Below are 25344 nucleotides of genomic sequence, written 5' to 3' on the forward strand. Positions count from 1 at the left end.
AAAATGTTTGTTACGGCTTTTTATGTTCGCACTAAAGTCCGCTGCCTTGGGGCTAATCCACCAAGTAATACTCAATGGTGCTCACCACCCTGACCTTTTTTAAATGCGGCGAGTTGGAATCGCGGCTGCTAATGCTAAATTGGCCTTGGCGCGCCGACTTAATTTTGCCGAGCGTTGATTGCGAATCATGGGCAAATTTAGTCGCCACTTCACGGGCATTATGAGTTGCCTGTTCAATCATCTGCGGTTTTAAGTCATTCAAGCTCGTGAATAAATACTCAATACGATTGCTGTAGCTATCGCCACTGACAGCAATTCCTTGCTTCGCCAGTTCACTGATCTGACTGCTCGCATGACGAACTTTTTCGGGGTCTTGGCTGTACACCGACATATTCGCGGTCACCAGGTACCTTAACCCCACTTGCTCTGGACCATATTGCTGAGCTTTCTTATCTACCACCGCAACCTGGCCGAGGGACATTTCTTCATCACTGAAACCGTGCAGTTTTAAAAAGGCCACCACAGCAGCTTGCTTTTTCTCCACCGCCGCCATCACATCATCGAGTTTATCCCCCGCCTCGGTAAAGGCAATGGGCCAAATGGCGGTATCTGCAGGCACTTGCTGCTCGGCCAAACCTTTAACCGTGACCGTTCTGTCCATGGCTTTAAATTGCACTATGGCGCTGTGTAGCAAAAAACCAATTGAGGCCAGCCCCAAAGCCAACAAAAATGCCGGTAATATATTGATGTGCGTTATACTTTTGTGCATTGGTGCTTTCCTTTTGCAGCAAGTGTGAGAGTATATTTCAGTGATCAGTGTACCAAAAAGAGTGAGCTATGAGCGTAAAACGCATTAGTCAGTTCTTCAACCCCCAATCGATTGCCGTTATTGGCGCCTCTAATAACCCTTCGCGCCCTGGTTACATCGTGATGCGTAACTTGCTACAAGGGGGCTTCAATGGCCCCATAATGCCAGTCACACCGAAATATGAAGCGGTACATGGGGTACTGGCCTATGCCGATATTGCCAGTCTGCCGCAGATTCCTAGTCTCGCGGTGATTTGCACCAATAAGCAGACCATTGCGAGCTTAATTAGTGAATTAGCCGCGCGCCAATGCCGCAACGTTATTGTTATCGCCGCCGGGCTTAGCAGCGAGCAAAAGCACAGCCTCACGCAGCATTGTAAGGCGCTGGGAATGAATTTACTGGGGCCCAATTGCTTGGGGTTGATGATCCCCCATTTAGGCGTTAACGCCAGCTTTTCACACACTGTCACCCGTCCGGGGAAGCTCGCTTTTATCTCCCAATCGGCAGCGGTGTGCTCAACCATTTTAGACTGGGCCGAACATAAAGATATTGGCTTTTCTTACTTTGTCTCTGTCGGGGATTGCCTCGATATCGATTTTGGCGAGCTACTTGATTTTCTCGGTCGCGACGCGCGCACTAAAGCGGTATTACTTTACATTGATAACCTCAAAGACATTCGTGGCTTTATTTCTGCGGCGCGTGCTGCTGCCTTTAGTAAACCGGTGATTGTTATCAAAACCGGACGTACCGAGGCCGGCGCCCAAGCTGCTTTCGCTCACACCGGCGGCAACACTAGCTCAGATGCGGTATACGATGCTCTTATTCAGCGCGCCGGTATGCTCAGAGTTGCTGATTTACGCGAGCTATTTGCCGCCACGCAAACTCTGGCGCTGCACCCTAAACTGCTTAAAGTCGAACCGCTGTGTATTCTTACCAATGGCGGCGGCCCGGCGGTGATGGCTGTGGACAGCCTGCTACAGAGCTCCGGTAAACTCTGTGAGCTCAGTGACCAAACCTTGGCGGCGCTCAATGCGGTGATCCCACAATCAGAAGCAGCCGCTAACCCGGTGGATATTTTCGGCGACTCCGACCCGGGACGCTATCAACAAGCCTTGAAAATATTGCTCGAAGCCAAAGAAGTGGAGAACTTATTAATTATTCACACTCCTTCTGCACTGGCGCCGAGTACCGAGTATGCGAAAATCATTGTCGATACCGTGGCCCAAGTCGATAGCCGTCGTCGTCCTTTTGTGATGACCAATTTTATGGGTGAAAATGCCGCCTATGAAGCGCGCAAGATATGCGCTCAAGGGGGCATTCCCACCTACCGCACACCAGAGGGCGCAGTGGGCGCATATATGCACCTAATTAACTATCGCCGTAACCAAAAGCACTTAACGCAAACCCCTGAATCCATCGTTGATGAGTTAGCAATTAACGCCCAAGATACCCAAAGTGCTATTGATGCTCATTTAAGTCGCGGTGAAACCTACCTCAGTACTCATCAAGCGGCCCCCTTGTTGGCCTATTATGGTATTGATACGGTGACTACCCATATCGCGACCACTCCCAGCGAAGCTGCTGAGGTGGCCAGCGAATGTGGCTTTCCGGTGGTGTTAAAGCTGATTAGCCCTGACATTGCTAGCAAATCTGAGGTCGGAGGCGTATTGCTCAATCTCAATGATGCACATGAGGTAGAGCAAGCCGCGTTTGCTATCTTGCTGCGTATCAAGCAAACCTACCCACAGGCAAATATTCATGGCTTTTCCATCCAACCTATGGTGCCGCGCGCCGGTACTCATGAGCTGCGCATTGCCATTAAAACCGATCCCCAATTTGGGCCAGTGATCCTGCTGGGTGAGGCCGGGAGCGCCCTTGATTTTTCACAAGCGGCGGTCGCCCTGCCGCCGTTAAACATGAATTTGGCCAAATACCTGATTGCCAGCGCCCAAGATAAGGGCGTACTCAAGGAGCGGACGCTACCAGAAAAAGTGGATAAGTACCGACTCTGCGCACTACTGACCCGGGTGTCACAACTGATAATCGATCAACCGGATATTCATCACTTGGAGCTAAACCCACTGCTTGCCACCCAAGGCCAGTTTTTGGTGCTTGATGCTTGTATTGAAATCAGTCACTATCAACGCCTAGCACATCGTAAGCGCTTGGCCATTCGCCCCTACCCTAAAGAATGGGAGCGCCCGGTAACGCTCAAAGACGGCTCTCAAGCCTTACTACGCCCTATCCGCCCCGAAGATGAGCAAGCACACCGTGAGTTTGATGAATCTTTGTCGAAAGAGGATCGCTATCGTCGCTTTTTTGGCGAAATGCCCCATTTTAGCCATGAACAATTAGCGAAAATGACTCAGATAGACTACGACAGAGAAATGGCGTTTATTGTTACCCGTAAACACCATGCTAAAGACTGCACCTTAGGTGTATCACGGGTACTTATGGACCCAGATAACGCCATAGCGGAATTTGCCATTGTCATTGGCTCACAGTATCAAGGTTTGGGCCTAGGCCGGCTGCTCCTGCAAGCGGCCATTGATTACTGCAAAGAGCAAGGAGTTGCCAGCGTTCAAGGGACCACCTTGTGGGAGAACACCGGGATGATTGAGCTGGCTCGCAAACTCGGATTTACCGTGCGTCGCGACTTTGAAGAAGGCACGATAGAGATGATCTTGCCGCTGAATAATGAATGAGAAACGATGATAAGAATAAGAAACACCCTAGCACAAGTATTTGAATCACGAGGCCGGGTGCGCCATTACGGCTACGCCTTTGACGCTATTTTAGTGGCACTGATCCTCGCCAATGTCATTGCTATCGTTATTGAGTCGGTGCCCAGTGTTGCTAAACAGCACATTGGCTTTTTCGCTTATTTTGAGCTTATATCGGTGAGCATTTTTACCCTTGAGTATTTAGCTCGGTTGTGGACCAGTGTTGATTTGGAGCGCTTTGAGAACAGCACTTTGAGTGATACGCAACGGCGCCTGCGCTACCTTTGCTCGCCCATGGCGATTATCGATTTGTTGGCTATTCTGCCCTCTCTACTGGTGTTCTTTGTGTCCTTCGACTTGCGCTTTTTGCGGGTCTTACGACTGCTGCGTATCTTCAAACTCACACGCTACTCGCGGGCCATGCAGTTGCTGCTGCAAACCATTCGAGAAGAAAGTGGCTCTTTGTTTGCGGCCTTCTCTATTATGGCGGTGATTTTAATCGTCGCCGCCAGTGGCATTTACTTACTGGAACATGATGTCCAACCCGATAAGTTTGGCTCTATTCCCAAGGCCATGTGGTGGGCATTGATCACCCTGACGACCGTAGGGTATGGCGATGTCGTGCCGATCACCGGGTTAGGCAAGGTATTCGGTGGCATCATTACCATTTTAAGTATGGGGATGGTGGCCATTCCCACTGGCTTATTGGCATCTAGCTTCTCCGACCAACTGCGCCAACGTCGTGATAGATACAGCGAAACAGCTTACCAACTGATGGAAGACGGAGTGATTTGTGTTGATGATCGTGAACATCTCGATGAATTAAGAGTAGAGCTGGGTCTGAGCAAGCAAGAGTGCGCGCAAATAGAGCAACAAGTACGGGAAAAACATCCTTTAAAGCGCTTTTGCCCACATTGTGGGCATCACCTAAATTAGCTGCGGTTACTTAAGCAAACTAGCAATGCTGTCGCCCAAGGCTGGGCGCTGCATGTGAAATCCTTGTATCGCGGCACAGCCGATGTCGCGCATCAGCTGTGCTTGGCGCTCAGTTTCCACGCCAACGGCAATCACGGTCAGCTCCAAGGCGTTAACCACCTTGAGAAAACGAGTGACTTTAGCTTGCACCGACATATCCATACAAATTTCAGCAACTAACTGCGGACCTAACTTCACTGCGCTGAGCGTATCACCACACAGTTCAGGGACACAAAAGTCATCACCACGATTGACCTGCAGAGCTATTTTTACACCCTCTTGCTGAAGCATTTGCAATGCTTGTTTGGCTTGCTCGTCTAACTGCAGCCAATCATTCACATGTATCTCCAACATCAGCTGCGCGAGGGGAAAGTTAAAACTGCGCAGCAGGTGAGTAATATCGCCGGTACACCCAGGTTGGCTAAACTCGCGCCCGGACAGGTTCATGTTTATAGTCAAATCGTGACGCTGGCGCAACCAAAGCTGGCTCTCTAGTATCGCTCGCTCTAGGGTTTGTAAAAATAACCTAGACCATAGTTCGGGCTTGCGCACATGAACTAAAAATTCGTCAGGAGCAAGTAATTGCTGCTGCTTTTGCCAGCGTAATAACACCTCAAAGCCGATAACTTGCTGACTCTGCGCTGCAAAAATAGCTTGATACTGATTGACGAACTCACACTGCTCATAAGCAGATGCCACTGCTTTTTCGGTGTCTATACGCCGTTGCACATAAGCGTTCATTTCCGGCTTAAAGAACTGACAGTGGCTCCCGGTTAGACGCTTTGCCTGATACATCGCCAAATCAGCACACTTTAATAACTCGTCACTGCGTTGTGCGTCTTGTGGGAAAAGCGCGATCCCAAGACTAACCTCAACCAGCGGTTCCATTACCCGCTGCTTGAACGGCTGAGTTAATACATCGCGTACTTTTTTACACACAGTGACGATATGTTCGACATCGTCCATATTCTCCAACAGCAATGCAAACTCATCGCCACTCACACGCCCTAGACTGTCTTGCGAACGCACCGTACGCTGTAGCCTATAAGCGAGGCTAAGTAACAGCTGATCGCCACTTTCGAAGCCACGCGCACTATTGATTTTATTAAGATTGGCAATATTAATCAGCACTAATGCACACTGGTTTTGTTGCCGTGCTGATTGCTCCAGCGCATGTTCCACTCGGTCCATAAAAAGAGCCCGATTAGGCAAGCCCGTTAAACTATCGTAATGGGCATGCTCACGCTTACTGGCGAGAGCGTTTTTAGGCGCGCTGATATCGGTAAGGATAATGATATAGCTGGTGAGGTGATGCTCAGCATCTGCCACCGCACTCATTTTCAATAGTACCGGTACCTGCTCACCATTTTTAATAATGACAACTTCCTCACTCTGATAATGCTCACCCACATTGAGGTCATTCAAGATACGTAAGTAGTTAATACGGGTATTTTTGCTCAACCCAAGAGTGAGGTGTCGACTTGAGCGTGTACTTGGTGAATAGTTAAAATGCTCCCGTAACGCTTGGTTAGTGGCACGGATACGCAATTTATGATCAAGAATAATCACCCAATCACTGGTTTGCTCAAACGCTGCACCAAATAGCCGTGCATTTTCTTCAAATACCAACTCCCGGGTCATATTGGTATAGGTACCAGCAACTTGCATAGGCAAATCGTCTTGCCACGCCATGACTTTGCCAAAGTCCTTATACCAGCGCCATAAACCGTTGCTGTGACGCAGGCGATACACACAGTTGAAGTAACCCTTATCTGTGGACAAGAACTCTAACCACTCAATACGGAACTTTTGCCGCTCATCAGGATGAATAAGCGCCAGATAATCATCTAAGTGGCAGCTATCGTAGTCATAACCCAGTTCCTCGCGCAGGCGCGGTTGGTATATTTGGCTCCCCTCTTGTCGCCAATCCCATACCCCAGAGTGACTGCCGTCCAAGGCTAGTTTCAGCCGAGCTTCTGATTCTTTACTCTCATTGTGGGCAGCAATAATCATGCGCTGAATCTGATTACGGCGGTACAGCCATAAGCCCACCAGGGTCGCCCCCAGCAGTACATATAAAGTCAGGTAAAAAGGTGAGCTCCAAGGCGGATAATCGACCTTGATTTGCAGCTGCGCGGGATCAGTAAATTCGCCTGTGAATGGGTCCTGTGCCCACACCTTGAGAGTATGCAAACCTGGGTTAAGCTTTGAAAATACCACCCGGTTATTATCTTTGGTATGTGCTTTGGGACTGTCGCCAAGCTGATATTGAAAAATAATACGGTCTTGATAGTTATATATCATTGCCGCAAAAGACACCTCTAAGCCGATATCATCATGCTCTAGATGCACTTGCTCTAACGGGCTAAGTTGTTTATCTAACTCCCGATAGGCGAGCTGCGCGGAAGTAATATTGACGCGCTTAAGTAACGCTCGCTGCGGCTGGTTCTGCTGTGGGTAAAAAAGTGTTGCGCCTTTAACGGAACCATACACTACTCGACCATCATCAAAACGGCTAAAAGAGCCGCCATTAAACTCATTCGTGGCCAACCCTTCTTCGGTGGTATATTGCTGAAAGTGCTCAGTCAATGGATTAAAACGCCAAACACCTTTGTGGCTACTCATCCAAATCATGCCATGCTCATCCAGCACCAAATCATACATTAAGGTCCCCAGCCCTAGTTTCTGTAAATCGATGCGTTTAATCAGCTCGAATGTGCGCGCATCCAGCGCCACTAGTCCAAAGTTAGAAAACGATAGCCACAAAACATTTTGATGGTCGACGACATAGCTGTTGAGATTCACCGCCAAGTTTTCATGGGACTGAGGTACTTCGTAGAGCAACTGTAATTTTTGCTGCTCGCTATCAAGGCGTAACAACTGACCACCACTGTAAAATAAGGGTTGATTCGGCTTATCAGGCAGTGGTTTGTTGAAGCCAAGCGCAAGGAAGGGATCAAACTCATCAAGGTCGCCGTGCAGCGGCGTGAGCACTTTCGTATCTAAGTCGAAATAGAAGAATCCTTGGTCTTGGTTCACTCCATATACGCGGTTATCTGGGGTTTTGTATAGGCCATGTAACCAGCCTTGCAAATACTGTTGCTGATCATTGTTGGTAGCAATAACACGATGTAGCTCAGTACTATCAATATCGAAATAGAATAAGCCTCGTGTAGTATTTAACAGTAACTGATCAGCAAAAGGAATGAGCCTGTAAATACTAAAGGCATTATCAAGCTGATCGCTCAAATAGTTTTTGTACAAAATTTGGCTGCTATTGTGCTGTGTATCGACAATAGTAAGGCCATTGTGAGTCCCCAAATAAAGGGTATTATCGACCACGGTGGATGCCCAAATATTGTGGTGCGACAGGCCCTCGCCACGTAAATTCTGTGCTGTTAGATTATCAAATTGAAAATGCTTTTTCGGTAAAAAGAAGGCGCCATCACTTTTGGTTCCCACCCACAAATCCCCTTGCGGCGTCTCTTGCATAGCGATAATACTGGCGTCTGACAAACTGTACTCGCTGTCGATAAGTTGGCGACGTTTACGCAGAGCTCGGGTGGAAATATTAAATTCAAATAAGCCTTTATCAGTGGCCAACAGTACGGTGTCTTCGCCTAACACCTGCATTTGCCATATGTTCAAGTCAGCTATTAACATTTCGCTAGCAGGCGAATGTGCATCAGCGGCGAGCGAACCATCGGCGTTAATATCAAGCTGATACAGACCTTTTACCGAGCCAACCAACAAATGTTCAGCGTCTATCACCGCGAAAGACTTCACATTATTACGGTGAATCCCACTGATGCCTGCGGGAAGGTGTGCCAAAGAGCGGACCTTCTTAGCCTGCAAATCGTAGATATAGGCACCCGAGCTAGTACCGACATAGACCTGCTCGCCGAATTTAAACATCTGCCTTACTAAAGAGCGCTCATCTTTACTCTCCAGCGTGAACAATGAGGTAACTTCGCCGGTCTCTATATTCAGGCTCGCCACATCCTCACCACGACCAAGCCAAAGCTCATTGGGGCCAATAGCCAGCATAGTAAATACCGCTTTAGCGAACGTAACGTCGTCGCTCTGTGGCGGCCCCAGCACTTGCTCGGTGCGCCCGGTATCAGGGTCAAAACGATGTAAGCCAGCGAGTAATGAGGCTATCCAAATATGACCTTGTTGGTCTTGATAGAGAGCGTCGATCATCGCCTCATCAAGCTCGCCGTTGTCTCCGGCCACAGCAATGACCTGATAACCATCGTAGCGATTCAGACCGCTTTCGGTGCCCAACCACAAATAGCCGTATTTATCGATCAACATATTACTGACATAGCTTTGCGACAGTCCTTCATTCGGCGACAGTCGTTGTACTTTGGCACTCACTGCACACGCTAAGAAGCAGCAACACACTAGCAAAGCCCTAAGCATGGTTTCCTCGATTCAGGCAATATGCCAAGATATCGCGTCCTTGGCGCTGATAGGCATTAAATCGCTGTTGTAATTCGTCGGGCAAATCGGGCTCGGGCTGAAACCCTAAGCTGAGGTAAAAAGCGGCTAAATGAGCATAAATAAAACTAAAAACGGGCTGCTTTTGGTGTTTGCACACAGTACTGATTAACTCCCGAGCAACCCCTTGTTGCCGCCACGGTGGGGCAATAAACACGCCGGCTAGTAGCAAGTTCTCCGACAAGTGCAGCAACCGTGCTGCACCAATGATGCCACTATCGGCTCTGGCTACCCAAACCTGGTCTGCCTTAGAGGCACGACCTCGAGCCCCATAAGCCTGATAAAACTTGTTAACTAATGGGGTGGCGATGTCAGCAAGGCGCTGCACATCAACGTCGCTCATCGCGATGCACTCATCAATGCCAAATAATGTTCAAACTGTTGCTTGAGATAATTTTGCTCAGAGACAGGACGAATATTAATCGCCTCATAAACTTTGTCGCGGGCATTTTTACCGCGCACTATTTGGTAAGCCCAAAATGAGGCCTCGTAGTCTAGCTGAATACGGTACTTTTCTTCGCGAGGCAGTAGGCACAAATTGAAACTCATCGCAGTTACACTCAGGTTGGTGTTCATATCCTGACTATACTATACCAAATCCGACCTAGGGCAAAAGTAGATAGTTTGTTGCTTAGTTGCGACAAGTGCTAGAAAAACCTAACTAACTTCCCTAGAATGGTGGCGAAATTTAACGCGTATTTTACATGGGTAACGGAGTAAGCCCAATTGCGAAACAAGGAAGTGCCACGCATAAACTATGGTATAGCATGCTTAACTCAACCTTGTTACAACGCACCATCCTCTATGTTACTTCGCTATGGCTGCTGAGTGCGTCTGTTGGCGCCTATGCATCGTCTAACATGACCTTTAACAAGCCTGTTGATACACCACAAGCTCGTTATGTTATTGAACTTATGGATTTAGCCTATGATCAGCTTGGATATCAGCTTGAGTTGATAGAGTTTGACCAGCCACAAGCATTACGCGCTGCCGACGAAGGAACTTTAGACGGGCAATTAGGGCGCATTGCTGCAATTGAATCTCGTTACGCTAATTTGGTTCGTGTTGATTTTCCATTGTTTAAGTTTGAGTTAATCATGCTTACGCGCTGCGCCGAGTGCCAACTGAACGATCTTAACAGCGTGGTGCTGCGCAGCGGTTACCCGGTAGCCGAACAATATCTCGACAGCCAAAATTACCAAGGCCGGCGGCTCAGCCTAAAAAGCGTGTCGGCGCAATTAAATCTCTTAGCTCAGCGACAAGTTGATGGCATTGCCATCTTAGACTTTCACCTCAAACAGGCTTTCGACAGCCATAGCAACCCCAGCTATCATCGCCAGCATCTTAATGATTACTACAGCTACCACTACGTGCATAAACGCCATGAGGCGTTGATCCCTGAGTTACTTGAGGTGTTAAACACCCTTAAACAGAATGGCGTTGTTGACTACCTAAAACAAAAGCACGGCTTATAAATCAAGCTCTCCCTGCCCCGCATCAGGTGTGTTGATGTCACCCTGTTTTTGCTTGCGCTGCATTGCTCGCTTATAGCGCTGATGACAAAGTAGGTTAACGTGACGTTTTTGCTCATCACTGAGTTGGTTCCACATAAAACGCTCATCACGAGAACGAAAGCAGCCTAGGCAATAACCACGGTTATTGACCTGACATACCCCTTTGCAGGGGCTATCAATAGAAAAGATTTCCAGCTGCTGCATGTACGCTCTACCCAGTGTGATTAGGCCAAGGTTCAATGCTGCTTGCAGCGCATAACGCCGAGCGCATTGACTACCCTAACCTTTGTTACCCTTGGTGTGTATTAAAAACCAACCCTAGGTATAACGTTAATGCCAAAGACTCTGAATTACCAGCCTAGGTATCCATTTCTTCCTTGCGCAGTACTGGGCGCGCATACAGGGCCGTAACGAGATCGCGTAGCTCTTCGGGAATCGCACGCATACGCTCATCAAACTCCTTCACATCAACGGACTCGGAATCAACAACCGCATCACCGTGCTTAGCGGCAATGTAATTGCCTGGGTGCAAATAAAAAGATTCAACAATCTGCTTATCGATGGTTTTTGCAAGATCCTCTGGGGTATCACAGCCACTTTGCACCGGTTGACCAAAAGCGAGGTGGACATGGCCTTTATTGGTCGTAAAGCCCTCTACTATACTGCTGATATCCTCACCGGCAGATTTTATATACTCGCCGTGGTGCTTTTTATGATAGAGCTCCTTCGCTTTGGATATCGCACACGGTTCATATTGATAAGAAATGGACACCGGCACAATTTTTAGCTCGCGTACATACTCAGCAAACTCTTTCTTTTGCTTGCGCCCATTCAATTGCAACATTTTTAATAACGCCGGATCGGTTTGATCAAAACCGTCTTTGGTACGCCCTTCGCGCTGGGCTATCCAAATACTGTGGCCATCCTGCAACGAGTCATAAATATAGGCTGAGAGCTGTGATAACGCTTTAAGCATTTCTTTGGGTGCTTTTGCCGAGCGTTTTACAATAAAACTTTTGTTTAAGCGCATCAGCTCAGTGATGTATGGGATCTGTAACAGATTATCTCCAATGGCAATACGCACGGTATTCATATCATGTTGGTGCAAGCCAAAATTCACCAACGCGGGATCAAGCACGATATCACGGTGATTGGAGATAAACAGATATGCTTGGTTTTTATCGAGCTTGTCTAACCCTGAATAGGTGACCTCTGAGGTGGTGTTGTGGATGATGCGCTCGAGATAATGCACAACTTCAAGCTGGACCTGGCGCACTGAGTTTACTTGGCCCCATTTACGTTTCAGGCTCGCACGCACCAGCGGGCGAGATAGAAAGCGCATACCGGCAAGCCAACCGGGCAAATTATGCTTCGCTATCAAATCAACAAAGTCATTATCTGCTACCAACCGGGCAACAGCATCTGCTACTTCGTCGTCATTATAGGGTCTTATATCTGCATACTTATCCACGATTACACCTTATTACCACAGGCAAAAAAACGGCGCTTATTGTATCGCGCCATTTACGTATTCGCTAAGTTTATCAACTCTTACCAGTAAGGGATACAACCCTTTATGTATTATCATGGTGCTGCGCAGGTGCTTGCCAGGCGCGCAACTTAAGCCATACCAAGCGTAATAACAACAGCAGTAAAATCACGGCTAAGCTTTGCGATAACCACGGTGCCATAAGCTCGTGCTGATGCCCAACTAAAGGGCTCACTGCAAAGCCGAACCGTACCACCAGCCAATCCGTTAAATACCCAAATGCTAAGGCTACACCAATGACAGCACTGAGATAGGCAACAATCGCGCGCTTGCCTAACTCCTTACCAACAACACCGAGTGTGGCAATGTTAGTCGCAGGTCCTGCTAGCATAAATACCAATACCGCGCCTGGCGATACTCCAGCAATGAGCAGTCCAGCGGCAACTGGCGTAGATGCCGTGGCACAAATGTACATTGGAATACTGATAAGCACCATCACCGTCATCGCCAATAATCCGCTGCCCCACTGGCTTAAGTAAGAAGCGGGCACATAAGTTTGCACTAACGCCGCGAAAAACAGACCAATCATTAACCACATGGCGGTATCATTTAACAGTTTCGTGGTACTAAAGTGCACCGCTTGCTTAAACTTAGCCATGAAACTGGACTCTTTTGTAGCTTTAGAGCGGCTACTGCAGCATGAGGCCGGCGCTGTATTATCAGCCTGTTGTGCCTGCGTGGGAGCTTGGGGTGCTGGCGCTTGTTGCTTATTGGTGCAACATGAAGTGCTCGGCTGTGGCGTTCTTTCGGCGCAGCAACTCGGCGACGATGTCTGTGTTGGGGTTGCCTCGGGCTTAGACTCTTTACCTACTAGCACACCTGCGGTAATGGCACTGGTAATTGCGGCAATAGGACGAATAATAGCCATAAAAGGGCCCAGTAAGACATAGGATACGGACACTGAGTCGACACCAGTTTCAGGCGTGGAGACTAAAAAGGACGTAGTCGCACTTTTCGAAGCGCCTGCCCGTCTGAGCCCAACGGCTGCAGGGATCACGCCACAAGAACATAATGGCATGGGAGCGCCAATAAAAGCCGCTTTCACAGTTGTCCAAAAGCCTTCTTTACCAAGGTGGCGTTGCAAAAAGTTAGCTGGAAGGTATACATTGATGAGCCCAGCTAAAAACAGCCCCAGCATCAGCCAAGGTGCAGATAGCACAAACAATTGCCAAAAATTAGTTAGTAAGTCCATCAACGTCCTCCAATGCGGTCAAAATTGAACAATGCTCTGCCGGTAACTCTGTGCCACAACACTGCTCCGCCAATTGTGAAAGAGAGGCATAAAAGCGTTGCAACTCAGCGATACGCTCTGCCACAAGTGCCTTTTTTCGCAGCGTAAGTTGCTTCACTTCATGACAGCTATGCTGCTGTTTCTCAAAGTTAATCTTCAATAACTCAGAGATTTCTTGCAAACTAAAGCCGACGTCTTTAGCACGACGAATAAAGTTTAATTGCGCTAAATGGGCGTGCGTATAATCCCGGTATCCTGCTGCAGTGCGATTAGGCGGCTGTAATAGCCCTTGCTGTTCGTAGTAACGAAGCGTATCGGGACTCATGTCCACCTTTTTTGCTAACTCTGAAATTCGCATTAGTTTTTCTCGCAGTTATTTAACTGTCACTGATTGTAGACCTTAGTGTTAACTCCAAGGTCAATATTTTTTTGCGTCCGCTAAGTCACCATGAAAGACTAGTGCTAAACCACCTTATTTTAACGCCTACTTTGTCTCACTGGCGAAACGAGAGAAGAGAGTTATGAACATAGTACTACTTGATGCAAAAACTTTAGGTGACAATAGCTTAGCCCCACTGGAGCAACTCGGAGACTTCCATTCTTATGAGCTAACTGAGCCACAGTCCGTTGTTACTCGTTGCCAAGATGCCGAGGTTATTGTTAGCAACAAAGTAGTGATAAATGCTGAGCACATGCAATCGCTACCCAAGCTTAAACTGATTTGCGTTGCTGCCACCGGCACCAACAATATCGACTTACAAGCCGCTGCCAAGCAAGGCATCACAGTATGTAATGTTGCTGGCTACTCTACCGCCTCAGTGGTGCAACACACCTTCGCCCTACTCAACGCCTTATTAGGTAACATTCATCGCTACATTAATGACTGCCATCACGGTGCGTGGCAACAAAGTGATATGTTTTGTCGCTTGGATTATGCCATTGAGGAGCTTGCCGATAAAACCCTTGCTATCATCGGCTATGGCGAGTTAGGTCAGGCGGTGGCGCGCGTTGCAGAAGCCTTCGCTATGAAGGTCATTGTTGCGGAGCGTAAAGGACAGCCAGTACGAGAAGGACGGGTTAGCTTTGAACAAGCACTGCAAAACGCTGATGTGGTCTCTATTCATAGCCCTTTAACGCCACAGACTCAGCAACTATTTAACGCCGACGCATTCGCTTTAATGAAACCAAGTGCAGTGCTCATCAATACAGCTCGTGGCCCTATTATTGATGAACAAGCGCTCGTTGCGGCCCTAGAGCAAGGTGATATAGCCGGTGCGGCGTTAGATGTGCTTACACGTGAGCCTGCCACCGCAGATAATCCATTAATTGCATATCAAGGCCATAACTTATTGTTAACGCCACACATTGCTTGGGCCTCTCGCCAAGCCCGCGACCGCCTCATTGAACAATTGGCGAAGAATATTATTGGGTTTGCCAATGGTGAAATCCGCAATCAGGTTAGTTAGATTCACTAAACTATGGGTTTCTAGGCCTAAGAGACACCTTGATAATTTAATAACCTAATGATAATAAAGACAAATAAATATTGGCATTAAATTTGTTATCTTACCCAGGTGTTAACAATACTTAATAACGGATATAACAATGAAAAAAACACTTATTGCCGCTTTAGTCGCCCTTCCTTTACTGGGAGGCTGTGTTGTTTCAGTGAATGATGGCGATGCTGATGCTCGTAGGGCTGGCAGTGATTGGCAGCAGCAACAAAAAGACAACCGCATATATATTGCTGACTTACAGCTAGGTACGGGGTTTGCGCAGGTGAAAAATTCTTTGGGAACGCCAGATTTCAGTGAATCGTTCCGTCATCAACAAGACAACTACCAAGTGTTATTTTACGCCACGCAAAGTAAAAAGTCTGATGGCAAAATCTCAAAGGACGAATGCACTCCTTTGGTTTTTGCTGACGGCGCCTTAGTCAGTGTAGGTGACAGCGCCTACCAAGCGCTTATCAATAAGCTATAAACGTTCAGCCACCCACAGGGTGGCTTTTTTATGCGAAAAATACAATGGTGTTACGCCCTTGTTGCTTCGCTTTGTAAAGACCCCTGTCAGCGCGCTCAATAAGCTGTGATTCCGATTGCGCATCACCAAAACCAGGATAGGTGGATACCCCCATACTGATAGTGACATGGTCAGCAACAGGTGAGTCTATATGTGCCACGTTAAGCTCTTCTATAACGCGTTTTAGCTTTTGTGCCAACGCCATGGCTGTCCCCTCTTCACTCCCTGGCAGCACAGCAGCAAATTCTTCACCGCCATAGCGAGCGACGAAGTCACTACCACGTTGACAATTGGCCACCAAGGTTGAAGCCACTTTCTTCAAACACTCATCACCGCGTTGGTGGCCATAGTGATCGTTGTAGCGTTTAAAAAAGTCAATATCAATGAGCACCACAGACAACGGCAGCCCAGCGCGGACACTACGCCGCCACTCCCGCGAAAGCTGTTCATCAAAATAGCGGCGGTTGGGGATTTCGGTTAAGCCATCGATACTGGCCAGCATCTCTAACAGGTCGTTCTTTTGCTTGATAGTCAGCTGATTTTTAACGCGCGCGCGCACTATGGCACTACCAAAGGGTTTGGTTATGTAGTCCATGGCTCCGAGCTCAAGGCCTTTGGCTTCATCAACGAGAGAATCATTGGCGGAAATGATAATGACAGGAATAGGCTGTGTGCGCTCATCATGCTTAAGCTTACGCAGCGCTTCGTAACCATCCATACCGGGCATGACGATGTCCAGCAAGATCAGATCAACACTGTTAGTCGCTAACCACTCAAACATGGCCTCAGCACTTTCGACACCAAACACTTTGTGCTTGGGGCTCAGCGTTTTCTCCAAAACCACCCGATTTAACTCGTCATCATCGACAACAAGAATACGTGCTGACCTCATTTATTTGCCCTAGTTTGTCTTAACTGCTTGCAGAACCAATACAAAAGAATGAATTAGGCTGCAATTTACCCGCTATTTAACGTATTTACCCAGTTTAGACATAAATACCTAACAATTCACTGAATATATGGCAGAAATTAGCCACATACACAGTGAATTAGCTTGTATGCTTAGAGGTTTTCTTCAGCAAATGAAGCAAGGCGACTGCGCACCACACCGTTTAGATTTACCGTGGCACTGCCCTCAAAATGCTTAAAGCGCTCAACGATATAGGTCAAACCCGATGTCACTGGGGTCAGATAGTTACTGTCTATTTGCGCCAGATTCCCCGAACAAATCAATTTAGTGCCCGCCCCGCAGCGCGTGATGATCGTTTTCAACTGTGAGGCTGTTAAATTCTGACTCTCATCAAGCAACACCCCCGAATTGATATAATACTATCATACCCTTAATAAACTTGAACAAAAAAGTTTTTACACACATACTCTAGCTAAGAATCAAAGGTGAACGAAAATGATACTTCGAAATACAACAAAAACTAAAATAATTAAAGCATCAGTCAACTTTGGAAAAGGAATGTCTTTTCACCTCGATAAATCAGGGCAACCTATTAAGACTGAAAAAGGCATCAGAACTCACTCATATAGGCACGATAAAATAGAACCTAATTTTCCAGTGCTATATCACCCGACTCGCTTCACCGAATGCCAAGAAATGAACTTATTTTTAATGCACCGCTTTGAAGGTCATTTCAGTCTCAAAAAGAATCAAATAGACAATGAGGCTTTTAGTGACGCTTATCATGCCAGCCAACCGGGAAAGCCATTAGATGTTAAGTCTGTTTGCAGTATAGCTAAGCACTTAAAAGCTTTCTTAGATTGGTTGGATAAAGATGATGCATCCTATTTTGAAGTAATAACTGCACCACTTTCAAAACAATCTGTAGATGATGATATTTCTAGGTTACCTGTGTGGAGATATCACAAACATTTATGTGAAAGAGTCGAAACCAAAGATAAGTCTAAACGCATAAGCTTTAACAGCGCTCAAGAACGAATTAGAGCTGTTAAAGCATTCTATATATGGAGCCATAAGCGCGGGGCTATAGATAGCCTCCCCTTCTCACTTGAATACAAACAGGTACGTATTAAATCGAAAGCTAAATCAAGTGTAAGTTCATTGTTTCAATTACCTACTAGCAACACACGTTCTGGAGGCTTATGGAAGTGGGTTAGTAATTTGAGCATTCCAAATACATTGAAACAAAAGGAAGACTCACCCGAAAAAGATCTACAACCATATTCTCCAAAAGAACTTAAACAGTTGCTGGAGACGGATACGGCTCAAAAAGAGACTTATAAGCTTTATTTGCAATGTGCTTTGCTAGGTGGACTTCGTTCTTTTGAGATTTCAGCCATCGACCAGAAAGACCTTTTTGATCCTGATGAAAAAGAAAACGAGAAACGTATTCCAAAATTGAACATTGTACGAAAAGGACATAAGCCAGTGAGATTAACAATAGCGCGAGTTCTAATGAAGCTTTTGTACAATCACACTTTGACAATTCAAAATATGAAGCGACGTACCAAACATGAGACTAATCATGGTATGGACAATAGTGAACATCCGCTTCCTTTGTTTATGAATAGTTCAGGATCGCGGATAAGCGAAGATACACCGGGGAATACTATTTCCATAGTTAGAAAAGAACAAAGGAAGCAGGGATTAGAAATACTATTACGCACATTCCATGACTTACGCGCTACCTTTGCTACTTATGTCGCTAAATACCTAATTGACAAAGGTGAATCGGAGAGTTCCATCAGACAGACACTAATGACCTTGATGAGTCACGAAAGTTTTAAAACAACCAAACGTTACATCGACTTTGCCAAAAGTGTAGCAGTGGATGCATACGGAGCAATGTCAGAGTGGGTGAAAGATATCTACGGTGATGTTGACGAATTACTGATGCGTGAGGCTGAAGATGCAGCAGCAAGTTAAAACGCGGAAGTCCAATCGTATTCCTGCTAGATTTAAACCTCATTCAATTGTTCTAGCCAAACAGTTAGACGTTTTATTTAACAGGGCATATGACAAAGAAAACAATATTAGCGCAGATGACGACACTGCTATTTCAATGAGTCGCTTGCGGAATGCTTGTGTCAGTTTACAACACACTCTTCCTCTAGCCCTTAATAAGGTTAGTACAGATACTGCGACATCAATTCAAACTTCGGGATTAAATGCTCTATCAGACTTTGAAATTTGGCAAGAACTGGAATACTTTTGCATTAATGAAATAAATGATGTCAAGCTACCTAGTTATGCTACTCGTATAGAAGAAGCCTTAGAAAACTTAGCTAAGTTTCATTTTTATGATAACGCTATCAACGCTCCTTTTAGGCTAGTAAATGGGGCTACTTCAATCGACATAACTAAATTATTCGAACTTGAATTCCATCAAGTAAAAGAGATTCGTAAATTACTAAATAAATATCTGGACTATCTCGTCCTTCCAGAATTAAGCCTCAAAGATTCTTCTATTGGGGACAATATCCTCAAAACTGCGACAGCTATTATAAATCTTTGTCTACATGATACTTTTAAGAATACTGAACGCGTCAAACTGCCATTATTGGCAACATTACAGGATAGGGAATTCGTTTCATCATTTATATGCAATCACAACTTCCGTACTTTTTTAAAATTTATACTACCCGATGTGTGGGGTAAAGCTAGAGTCAATCAATTTAAAACTGAAGCCGAAGTAATAGGGTATGCACAAAGCATATCATCCAAATTTGGCAATGAAGTTGATGCTTTTTTGAAAAATCAGATAGCAAGCGCTTCGGAAGCTAATACAACAAGAGTTAGATCCTCAACTTTATCATTTCCAAGGTGGTTGAATAGTGCTGGTAGCGTAGCATCACCAATAATTAAGCTGCTTAGTGAGCGTGGAATTCAAGGGTTTGCAGAAAATGGCCTTCAGGGATTTAAATACCTTTATAAGCATTACCAAGAAGAAACTCAAAATAACCAGCAGTTTTTACTGCTACTAAACGCTGCATTGGACCTTTACCACTTTGTTACGGGTGAAAAAATCGCAAAGGAAAGTTTATTACCCTACTCATTGGGCTATTACCTTAAAGAAAGTGACACTACCGAATGGCAGAAGCATGAGTGGGTATATGACAATGCCTATAAATTTTATCAAAACCTAGTCGAATACCATAAAGTTTTTACAAAGCGAATTGATGGCGAGAGCATAGGTATCGTCACTCTCAAAGGTTACATAGGTAGTATGGCTAGAGCATTGAAAGAAAATGCATCATCATTAACAGATGAACAAATGAAGCTTATTGCCAGTCATGGGGTTCATGCTTTTGTTGAAAATAACTGTGAGATACTAAAGGCTATAAGAGAGGCAATTCAACTAAAATCAAAACAAGGCGATTTGTCGGTTTTTGTTGGTAATCAATATCAGAGCGCTATCGACAAATTACTATCGTTTTATGGTCTAGATACTATTAAAAGCTTTCCGGTCAACACCGAATTAACTGCACAACATCAAGAGCAACTATCTCAGAATCAAGATAAACTCTACTCATATAGAGAAGTAGTAGAATTAGCATATTACATAGAAAAAGGGCTTTCTGAGACCTTACTCACAATTAAAGACAAAGTTACACTTTATGCAGCAAAAGTCATATTGAAAACTGGTTGGAATTCAACTCCTACGCTAGAGCTTGATACTGACGACTTATTTTTCTTTAACACGCCATTACATTCAAGTAAAACTCCTGCTCTTCGTTTATTTAAACGCCGAGCTAATTATCAAACTCAATGGCATAAATTTGAAATTAAAGCCGAAGATCTAGAAAAAGAAGGCGTCTTATACGGCGACGTTGTCGAACCAGTAATATTTGATATTAAGGCTGCGACTAGACTTACGTCTATTTACCGCCCTTCTATTGAGAACCTATCAAAAAGAATTTTTGTTTTTCCCAAAGTAAATAGTATTGGAGAAGTAAAGATTCAATTATTAACAGCATCACGTTTCAAGACCACTATAGATAGGATATTGACTGAGCTTGGGTGTGATATCGTATTTAATTCGCAAAAGATCAGAAAATCAGGGCTTAACTACATTTACCGAAAAGTTGCCAAAGAATTTAAGTGGTATCAAAAAGCTGGCAAGCACTCTTATGAAACGTTCTTGCGTCATTATTTAATGCAAGATAACAAAGATGTTGCAATGACAATCAACAGAGCGACAAAAACAATGGCAGACTATTTTGTTCGCGATGTTACCGACAAAGTAATCATTTTGCAGACTCCACCAGAAGACGGTAAAAAAGTCCCGAATGGCACATGCATTAACTCAAAAGATAAATCCGCAGTAGTGGCATTCGAATCTCAAAACAGGAAATTATTAGACCAGCGAGATACAAACGAGCATGCATGTGCCGACTTTAACGCATGCTTGTGGTGTCCGTTCTATCGCTGTGTTGCTGACGCATTGCATGTTTGGAAACTTTTGTCATACCGGGATTTTGTTGTTGCTGATATGGAAAACTCAGCCGCAACATTTGACTCTGTAACAGAGCAACTGGAAAACATAGAGCAGTTGAAAAATAGAGTTAACGAAATATTAACTGATATTGCCAAGCTTAATGCTCAAGCTGTGATTGATGGAAAAGAATTATTGAGAACAGAGGGTATTCATCCTCATTGGAAAAACACAGGTTTGCTATGACCAAAGAGATAACTAAAACAAAACTACTTGATATCGCTGTTGTAAAAACACATACAGGTCAAATCACTATAAAACCTTTGGTTCAGGTGTTAGAAGATTTTAAAGTTGATGATACTAGCGCTTTTAATTCGATTGCTTTGTGGGAAAACAGAGCATTGAATATTGCTAAACATGGCACTATTCACTTTGGCGATGACACTTGGATAAGCTATGAAGAAACGCAAAGAAATGTGAATTTTAAAGGTGTTGATGAATTAGCATATCAAATTCGAATTTATTCACTAATTAAACTCACACATGGTGATGTTGTAGGCGGTAAACCTCTAAAAATCTCTACACTTCAAAATGATGTAACGTATCTAAATTTAATTGCAGCCTTCTTAAGACAAAGAGGTTATCACTCATTTCATGAGTTGGAGTTCAAATCTGACTTAGTTATTAGGAATCTCATAAAAGACTATTTATATGAAGTCGGGAAAATAGCTATTTACAGACAATCACACTCATTTACTAAACTATTTGACGTGCAACGAAGCTTTCGTCTTTTTGGCCCTAAGGTGTGTAGTGTTTTTATTAATGTGCTTAACCAACTAAACGAGTTACACCATCCGAGACCAGTCACTTATTCGCACCCTGTCATTCCTACTAAAGTAATGAAAAAAATTCTGAAGTTTGCAGAAAAAATAGTTGAAAACTCTAAGGATAAGATAGAACGATGGCTAGAATTAAATGCACGCTTAATAGATAGTTTACATGAAGGCTCCATTGAACCACCGCCCAAAATGAATACAGGTGAGCTAATAGCAAAACATGTAAGAAACTTACCCAATGAAGAGGAATTCATTCAATTATCCGAAGAATTAGAAGATTTAAAATTAGCCACATACATTAATATCTTGGCCTATACAGGTATGAGATATAACGAAGTACTTACATGCAAGGTTGGCTGTGCCAATTACAAAGATGATATTTATTACATTACGGCAATTATGACCAAAACCGACAACAGTAAGGTTGAGATGGAATGGTTTTCAAACGCTGAAGTACATGAGTGTGTTGGTATTTACGAAAAATATGTGATCGGTATGCAAGAAAGGGCAAAAGCTGTACTTTCTTCATGCAGAGCCAATATAACAAGTAGTCAAGCACACAATTTGAAAGAAGGGTTAGAAAGAAACCGTCTTTTCGGGGTTTCACATAGTAGCTGTAGTGTTAGTTTTAGCGATGCTGGGCGATTCACAAAATTTGAGGTTAAAAACAGTGAAAACATTGAGCTTTTTGACTTAACTCTAGACGATGATGATATAGCAGAGCTTGAACGCCTTGAATCTAACTACAAAGAAGTTAGAGGAGAGAATAGAGGTGTCCCATACGAAGAAGGCGATACGTTTAGATTAACCGCTCACATGTTTCGACATACGTTGGCCTACTTTGTCATTGCCAATAAATTAGGTGAGCTTGATGATATTAGATATCAATTTAAACATTTAACTAGCCTAATGACGTTTGTTTATACTCGAAGAGCATTTTTGGCCTCAACAACTTTAATTAAAACTACTGAAGAGTTTAATGAGATTTTAATTGACCGTGTTGCAGAAGAGTTAATAGATGAAGCCGAGTCACAATCACTTAAAGGTGGTGCTGGTGAGCAAATTAATAAAACATCTAAAGATCTGATAATAGGTATTACTGATAGTCAAAGTAAAGATTCGACTGTGATTAAGCAGATCCATTTCAGTTCAATTGAAGAACTGAAAAAATTTCTCGTCAAAAATATTAAAAACATACGTGGCTTACCTACGGGGTACTGCACTGCGGGAGAAGCTTGCAAGATAAAAGGAGCAGGAATCCCTAGTGGCTGTGTGTATTGTGGTAGTAAAATCATTACCAAACGCCACAAGGTCAATTGGCAAATAATAAAAAAAGAAGCAACGCAGAAACTAGAGGCATATGCGGCATTAACCAAAGAAGAGCAAGAAGATTACGAGCTATTTGCTATTCACTGGAAAAATAATATAGCAGCAGCTGACTATGTATTAGATGAAGGCAAAGCGCATACAAACCAAGGAGAACAAGCATGAGTAGCGCATACGATGATATAAAACGTGCTTTTGAAGAGATGAAATCTGATGGCAGCAAGATAACCAAAAATGCAGTAGCAACGAGAGCTAAAAGAAATATTGCAAATCTATCTAAAGAAGAAGAAAAATGGGTAAAGTTACGAGAAAATATTGAAAAAGCTCAATTAACTTGGGAAGAAAAAAATAAAGATAATTTAATAAAACAACTCAGAACAAAGGTAGCCGAACTAAAAAGCAAGCTTGCTAAAGAAAAGCAAAAAAACGAGATTGACCCTAAGGAAATCGATAAGGATTTTGAAAAGCTACTGGTGCGATTACAAGAAATGTACGCTGAAATAGATAAGCTCAAACTGATTAATGCTGATTTAAAAAATCAACTTCAGCACTCAGGGCAACATACAGAAATAAGAGTGGATACGTCTACTGGTGAAATTATTGAATTAGTTTCAACGAAACAATAGATTAGATGTAGTAGCTCATATCTCATCTTACAGTTTTGTTGATTAGGTTTAGACTTCACCTGACAGGCAGCAAGAGCGAACAAGAGACGGTCAGAGTGATCTGGATATGTGAACTTAATTCTACAAAGCGGACGCTTAGCGACCCCGTTCATGCAATAAAATTGAGTTTAGGCAATCCGCATTAATTGTATAATGATGTCTCTGCTTCTAAAGAGTATGTTTATGAGAACCATTGGAAAACTGGCAAAAGATTTAGATATCAATGTTGAAACGATCCGCTTTTATGAGCGCCAAGGTTTAATAGAGCAGCCTCCAAAACCCGAATCAGGTTATCGAAAGTATGACGAGACACACGCTAATCAACTCAAATTTATTCTGAAAGCTAAAGCATTAGGGTTTACGCTGAAAGAAATTGAATCACTGATGTCACTAAGTAGCAGTTGCGCTGATATAGAATCGATGGGATTGCAAAAACTTAATCTCATCCGTAATAAAATTGCTGATTTACAGCGGTTAGAGAAAGTAATTCAAGATATGACAGATTCTTGCAAGGCCAATCAAGACCCTCAATCCTGCCCGGTAATAAATTCACTTAAATAGCTATTGACCCCGTACTTATGTACGGAGTTTATACTACCTTAAAAATTGAGGTAGATAGTTATGATCAATAAAATTCTAGATAAAGTAGGTTCTGGTGGCGTTTGGCTAGCCGCCCTTAGTTGCACAGCATGTTTTCCTGCGCTCGGCTCATTGGCATCTGCGCTTGGGTTAGGTTTTCTTTCACATTTTGAAGGGATAGCGGTGAACACCTTATTGCCATTATTTGCTTCACTAGCGTTGTTAGTTAATTTCTATAATTGGTATCAACATCGAGAGTCATTAAGAGGCATTTTAAGTGTCATTGGCCCAATTGCAGTATTGCTGACCCTTTATCCTTTATGGCAATACGACTGGAGCACTTACTTATTTTACTTTGGGATCATTTGGATGGTCGTAATGTCTATTTTAGATATTGTTAAGCCCATTAAGGAACCAGTATGCAAGGTATAGAATTAAAATCTAAGATAACTTGCCCTGAATGTGGATTTAGCAAAGTTGAAACCATGCCTACAAACGCTTGCCAATGGTATTACGAATGCGAAAGCTGTAAAGCACTACTTAAACCGTTCAAAGGTGATTGTTGCGTTTACTGCTCTTATGGAACAGTTAAGTGTCCTCCTATTCAAGAAGGCAATGCATGTTGCTCAGGTAAGTAGCCTAGTATTCGGTGGTTCTGTGCCAACCAAGTAATATCTTAAATGCGATTGCGATTAACACTAAACCACCAAATAGTTCAGCTTTAGACTCCAGCCATACGCCACTTCTTTCGCCGATATTCACACCAATCTAGCTAAAGGCAAACGTCGTGACGCCTATTATCAAGCAAGCTACGGCTATGTCTACCTCAAGCAATGTGATTGCATAACCTGCCGCCATTGCATCAATACTGGCGGCAATAGCAAGAACAAATAGCACACGATGAGTAACATTAGCAATATCTTCTTCAATTCCTTCAGATTGGGACTCATAAATCATTTTTGCCACCGATAAATAATAGCAAAATAAAAGCTATCCAAGGTGCATAATCTTCAATCCAAGATGATCATCCTTTACCGCTGTAATAGCCTAAAAGAGGTATAAAGCCTTGGAAAAATCCAAAATAAGCAACGGCTTTAATAAAGAGTTTTTCAGCATTTGCTACTTTTTTAGAACCTAAGCCTATGGATACTGCAAACACGTCCATACTGAGTGCTATAGCTAATACAAATACTTCAAACAAATCGATT

At 44.1% G+C, this 25344-nt stretch carries 21 protein-coding genes and 2 pseudogenes; 12 read left to right on the plus strand and 11 right to left on the minus strand.

The window, feature by feature from the left end; translation table 11 throughout:
- Nucleotides 1–52: 52 nt before the first annotated feature.
- The gene (locus MHM94_RS07640; RefSeq protein ID WP_235419348.1) at nt 53–769 is read right to left on the minus strand and encodes an SIMPL domain-containing protein; all 717 of its coding nucleotides are present in this window, start codon (nt 767–769) and stop codon (nt 53–55) included.
- A gap of 68 nt (nt 770–837) precedes the next feature.
- Here MHM94_RS07640 and MHM94_RS07645 point away from each other — a divergent pair, with 68 nt between their 5' ends.
- Nucleotides 838–3513, plus strand: coding sequence for a bifunctional acetate--CoA ligase family protein/GNAT family N-acetyltransferase (locus MHM94_RS07645; RefSeq protein WP_235419347.1), 2676 nt, complete (start codon nt 838–840; stop codon nt 3511–3513).
- A gap of 6 nt (nt 3514–3519) precedes the next feature.
- Nucleotides 3520–4467 (plus strand): ion transporter, encoded by a 948-nt coding sequence (locus MHM94_RS07650; protein ID WP_045979579.1) that lies wholly within the window; start codon nt 3520–3522, stop codon nt 4465–4467.
- 6 nt (nt 4468–4473) lie between these two features.
- Here MHM94_RS07650 and MHM94_RS18505 read toward each other — a convergent pair whose 3' ends face one another.
- Genes MHM94_RS18505 through MHM94_RS07665 form a run of 3 tightly spaced genes read right to left on the minus strand, consistent with a single transcriptional unit; the run spans nt 4474 to nt 9558 of the window.
- Nucleotides 4474–8886, minus strand: coding sequence for an EAL domain-containing protein (locus MHM94_RS18505; protein ID WP_235419346.1), 4413 nt, complete (start codon nt 8884–8886; stop codon nt 4474–4476).
- Nucleotides 8887–8923: 37 nt separating this feature from the next.
- The gene (locus tag MHM94_RS07660) at nt 8924–9352 is read right to left on the minus strand and encodes a GNAT family N-acetyltransferase (protein ID WP_045979581.1); all 429 of its coding nucleotides are present in this window, start codon (nt 9350–9352) and stop codon (nt 8924–8926) included.
- Complete coding sequence (locus tag MHM94_RS07665) at nt 9349–9558, minus strand: DUF3283 family protein (RefSeq protein WP_026111308.1); 210 nt, start codon at nt 9556–9558, stop codon at nt 9349–9351. The genes MHM94_RS07660 and MHM94_RS07665 overlap by 4 nt, the downstream gene beginning before the upstream one ends.
- A 218-nt stretch (nt 9559–9776) precedes the next feature.
- Here MHM94_RS07665 and MHM94_RS07670 point away from each other — a divergent pair, with 218 nt between their 5' ends.
- Nucleotides 9777–10484 (plus strand): transporter substrate-binding domain-containing protein, encoded by a 708-nt coding sequence (locus tag MHM94_RS07670; RefSeq protein WP_162197075.1) that lies wholly within the window; start codon nt 9777–9779, stop codon nt 10482–10484.
- Here MHM94_RS07670 and MHM94_RS07675 read toward each other — a convergent pair.
- The 4 genes from MHM94_RS07675 to zntR all read right to left on the minus strand — a co-directional run bounded on the left by MHM94_RS07675 (nt 10479) and on the right by zntR (nt 13661).
- Nucleotides 10479–10727, minus strand: a complete 249-nt coding sequence (locus MHM94_RS07675; protein WP_138590315.1) for a DUF1289 domain-containing protein — start codon at nt 10725–10727, stop codon at nt 10479–10481. The two genes, MHM94_RS07670 and MHM94_RS07675, sit on opposite strands and share 6 nt — an antisense overlap.
- A 154-nt stretch (nt 10728–10881) precedes the next feature.
- Nucleotides 10882–11994: a 1-acyl-sn-glycerol-3-phosphate acyltransferase gene (locus tag MHM94_RS07680; RefSeq protein WP_022946335.1), complete on the minus strand. Its 1113-nt coding sequence runs from the start codon at nt 11992–11994 to the stop codon at nt 10882–10884.
- Between the two features lie 103 nt (nt 11995–12097).
- Complete coding sequence (locus tag MHM94_RS07685) at nt 12098–13264, minus strand: SO_0444 family Cu/Zn efflux transporter (protein WP_235419345.1); 1167 nt, start codon at nt 13262–13264, stop codon at nt 12098–12100.
- The gene (zntR, locus tag MHM94_RS07690; protein ID WP_045979585.1) at nt 13248–13661 is read right to left on the minus strand and encodes a Zn(2+)-responsive transcriptional regulator; all 414 of its coding nucleotides are present in this window, start codon (nt 13659–13661) and stop codon (nt 13248–13250) included. The genes MHM94_RS07685 and zntR overlap by 17 nt, the downstream gene beginning before the upstream one ends.
- 163 nt (nt 13662–13824) lie before the next feature.
- On the opposite strand from zntR, the gene MHM94_RS07695 reads away from it, so the two are divergent.
- Both MHM94_RS07695 and MHM94_RS07700 read left to right on the plus strand, forming a co-directional pair.
- A complete protein-coding gene (locus tag MHM94_RS07695) occupies nt 13825–14769 on the plus strand; it encodes a D-2-hydroxyacid dehydrogenase (protein ID WP_235419344.1) in 945 nt (314 codons plus the stop codon).
- A 139-nt stretch (nt 14770–14908) separates the two neighbouring features.
- The gene (locus MHM94_RS07700; protein WP_235419343.1) at nt 14909–15286 is read left to right on the plus strand and encodes a DUF3192 domain-containing protein; all 378 of its coding nucleotides are present in this window, start codon (nt 14909–14911) and stop codon (nt 15284–15286) included.
- A 28-nt stretch (nt 15287–15314) separates the two neighbouring features.
- Here the strand turns inward: MHM94_RS07700 and MHM94_RS07705 are convergent, their stop codons facing one another.
- Together MHM94_RS07705 and MHM94_RS07710 are read right to left on the minus strand one after the other, a co-directional pair.
- Complete coding sequence (locus tag MHM94_RS07705; RefSeq protein ID WP_152440317.1) at nt 15315–16217, minus strand: diguanylate cyclase; 903 nt, start codon at nt 16215–16217, stop codon at nt 15315–15317.
- Nucleotides 16218–16387: 170 nt separating this feature from the next.
- Nucleotides 16388–16645, minus strand: a pseudogene (locus MHM94_RS07710) (PhoH family protein); the annotation flags it as partial.
- 85 nt (nt 16646–16730) lie between these two features.
- On the opposite strand from MHM94_RS07710, the gene MHM94_RS07715 reads away from it, so the two are divergent.
- The 7 genes from MHM94_RS07715 to MHM94_RS07745 all read left to right on the plus strand — a co-directional run bounded on the left by MHM94_RS07715 (nt 16731) and on the right by MHM94_RS07745 (nt 24774).
- On the plus strand, nt 16731–18221 hold the full coding sequence (locus MHM94_RS07715) for a site-specific integrase (protein ID WP_045979589.1): 1491 nt from the start codon (nt 16731–16733) through the stop codon (nt 18219–18221).
- Nucleotides 18205–20976: a hypothetical protein gene (locus tag MHM94_RS07720; RefSeq protein WP_062566146.1), complete on the plus strand. Its 2772-nt coding sequence runs from the start codon at nt 18205–18207 to the stop codon at nt 20974–20976. Before MHM94_RS07715 ends, MHM94_RS07720 begins: the two co-directional genes overlap by 17 nt.
- Complete coding sequence (locus MHM94_RS07725) at nt 20973–23057, plus strand: hypothetical protein (RefSeq protein WP_045979590.1); 2085 nt, start codon at nt 20973–20975, stop codon at nt 23055–23057. The genes MHM94_RS07720 and MHM94_RS07725 overlap by 4 nt, the downstream gene beginning before the upstream one ends.
- The gene (locus MHM94_RS07730) at nt 23054–23518 is read left to right on the plus strand and encodes a hypothetical protein (protein ID WP_016708220.1); all 465 of its coding nucleotides are present in this window, start codon (nt 23054–23056) and stop codon (nt 23516–23518) included. The genes MHM94_RS07725 and MHM94_RS07730 overlap by 4 nt, the downstream gene beginning before the upstream one ends.
- A 222-nt stretch (nt 23519–23740) precedes the next feature.
- A complete protein-coding gene (locus MHM94_RS07735; RefSeq protein ID WP_016708221.1) occupies nt 23741–24118 on the plus strand; it encodes a MerR family transcriptional regulator in 378 nt (125 codons plus the stop codon).
- Between the two features lie 60 nt (nt 24119–24178).
- Nucleotides 24179–24568: an organomercurial transporter MerC gene (gene merC / locus MHM94_RS07740; protein ID WP_016708222.1), complete on the plus strand. Its 390-nt coding sequence runs from the start codon at nt 24179–24181 to the stop codon at nt 24566–24568.
- Nucleotides 24556–24774 (plus strand): GDCCVxC domain-containing (seleno)protein, encoded by a 219-nt coding sequence (locus MHM94_RS07745; RefSeq protein ID WP_062566147.1) that lies wholly within the window; start codon nt 24556–24558, stop codon nt 24772–24774. Before merC ends, MHM94_RS07745 begins: the two co-directional genes overlap by 13 nt.
- A 1-nt stretch (nt 24775) precedes the next feature.
- Here the strand turns inward: MHM94_RS07745 and MHM94_RS07750 are convergent.
- A pseudogene (locus MHM94_RS07750) lies at nt 24776–25337 on the minus strand (manganese efflux pump MntP family protein).
- Between the last annotated feature and the right edge of the window lie 7 nt (nt 25338–25344).

This window comes from Pseudoalteromonas sp. CNAT2-18.1 (assembly GCF_022347865.1).
GTDB lineage: Bacteria > Pseudomonadota > Gammaproteobacteria > Enterobacterales > Alteromonadaceae > Pseudoalteromonas > Pseudoalteromonas ruthenica.

Coding starts and splice junctions, on each gene's coding strand:
- MHM94_RS07720 (WP_062566146.1), top strand. CDS start 18,205: ATGCAGCAGCAAGTTAAAACGCGGAAGTCCAATCGTATTCCTGCTAGA.
- zntR (WP_045979585.1), bottom strand. CDS start 13,661: ATGCGAATTTCAGAGTTAGCAAAAAAGGTGGACATGAGTCCCGATACG.
- MHM94_RS07715 (WP_045979589.1), top strand. CDS start 16,731: ATGATACTTCGAAATACAACAAAAACTAAAATAATTAAAGCATCAGTC.
- merC (WP_016708222.1), top strand. CDS start 24,179: ATGATCAATAAAATTCTAGATAAAGTAGGTTCTGGTGGCGTTTGGCTA.
- MHM94_RS07700 (WP_235419343.1), top strand. CDS start 14,909: ATGAAAAAAACACTTATTGCCGCTTTAGTCGCCCTTCCTTTACTGGGA.
- MHM94_RS07705 (WP_152440317.1), bottom strand. CDS start 16,217: ATGAGGTCAGCACGTATTCTTGTTGTCGATGATGACGAGTTAAATCGG.
- MHM94_RS07645 (WP_235419347.1), top strand. CDS start 838: ATGAGCGTAAAACGCATTAGTCAGTTCTTCAACCCCCAATCGATTGCC.
- MHM94_RS07725 (WP_045979590.1), top strand. CDS start 20,973: ATGACCAAAGAGATAACTAAAACAAAACTACTTGATATCGCTGTTGTA.
- MHM94_RS07650 (WP_045979579.1), top strand. CDS start 3,520: ATGATAAGAATAAGAAACACCCTAGCACAAGTATTTGAATCACGAGGC.
- MHM94_RS07640 (WP_235419348.1), bottom strand. CDS start 769: ATGCACAAAAGTATAACGCACATCAATATATTACCGGCATTTTTGTTG.
- MHM94_RS07670 (WP_162197075.1), top strand. CDS start 9,777: ATGCTTAACTCAACCTTGTTACAACGCACCATCCTCTATGTTACTTCG.
- MHM94_RS07735 (WP_016708221.1), top strand. CDS start 23,741: ATGAGAACCATTGGAAAACTGGCAAAAGATTTAGATATCAATGTTGAA.
- MHM94_RS07665 (WP_026111308.1), bottom strand. CDS start 9,558: ATGAGTTTCAATTTGTGCCTACTGCCTCGCGAAGAAAAGTACCGTATT.
- MHM94_RS07695 (WP_235419344.1), top strand. CDS start 13,825: ATGAACATAGTACTACTTGATGCAAAAACTTTAGGTGACAATAGCTTA.
- MHM94_RS07660 (WP_045979581.1), bottom strand. CDS start 9,352: ATGAGCGACGTTGATGTGCAGCGCCTTGCTGACATCGCCACCCCATTA.
- MHM94_RS07745 (WP_062566147.1), top strand. CDS start 24,556: ATGCAAGGTATAGAATTAAAATCTAAGATAACTTGCCCTGAATGTGGA.
- MHM94_RS07685 (WP_235419345.1), bottom strand. CDS start 13,264: ATGGACTTACTAACTAATTTTTGGCAATTGTTTGTGCTATCTGCACCT.
- MHM94_RS07675 (WP_138590315.1), bottom strand. CDS start 10,727: ATGCAGCAGCTGGAAATCTTTTCTATTGATAGCCCCTGCAAAGGGGTA.
- MHM94_RS07730 (WP_016708220.1), top strand. CDS start 23,054: ATGAGTAGCGCATACGATGATATAAAACGTGCTTTTGAAGAGATGAAA.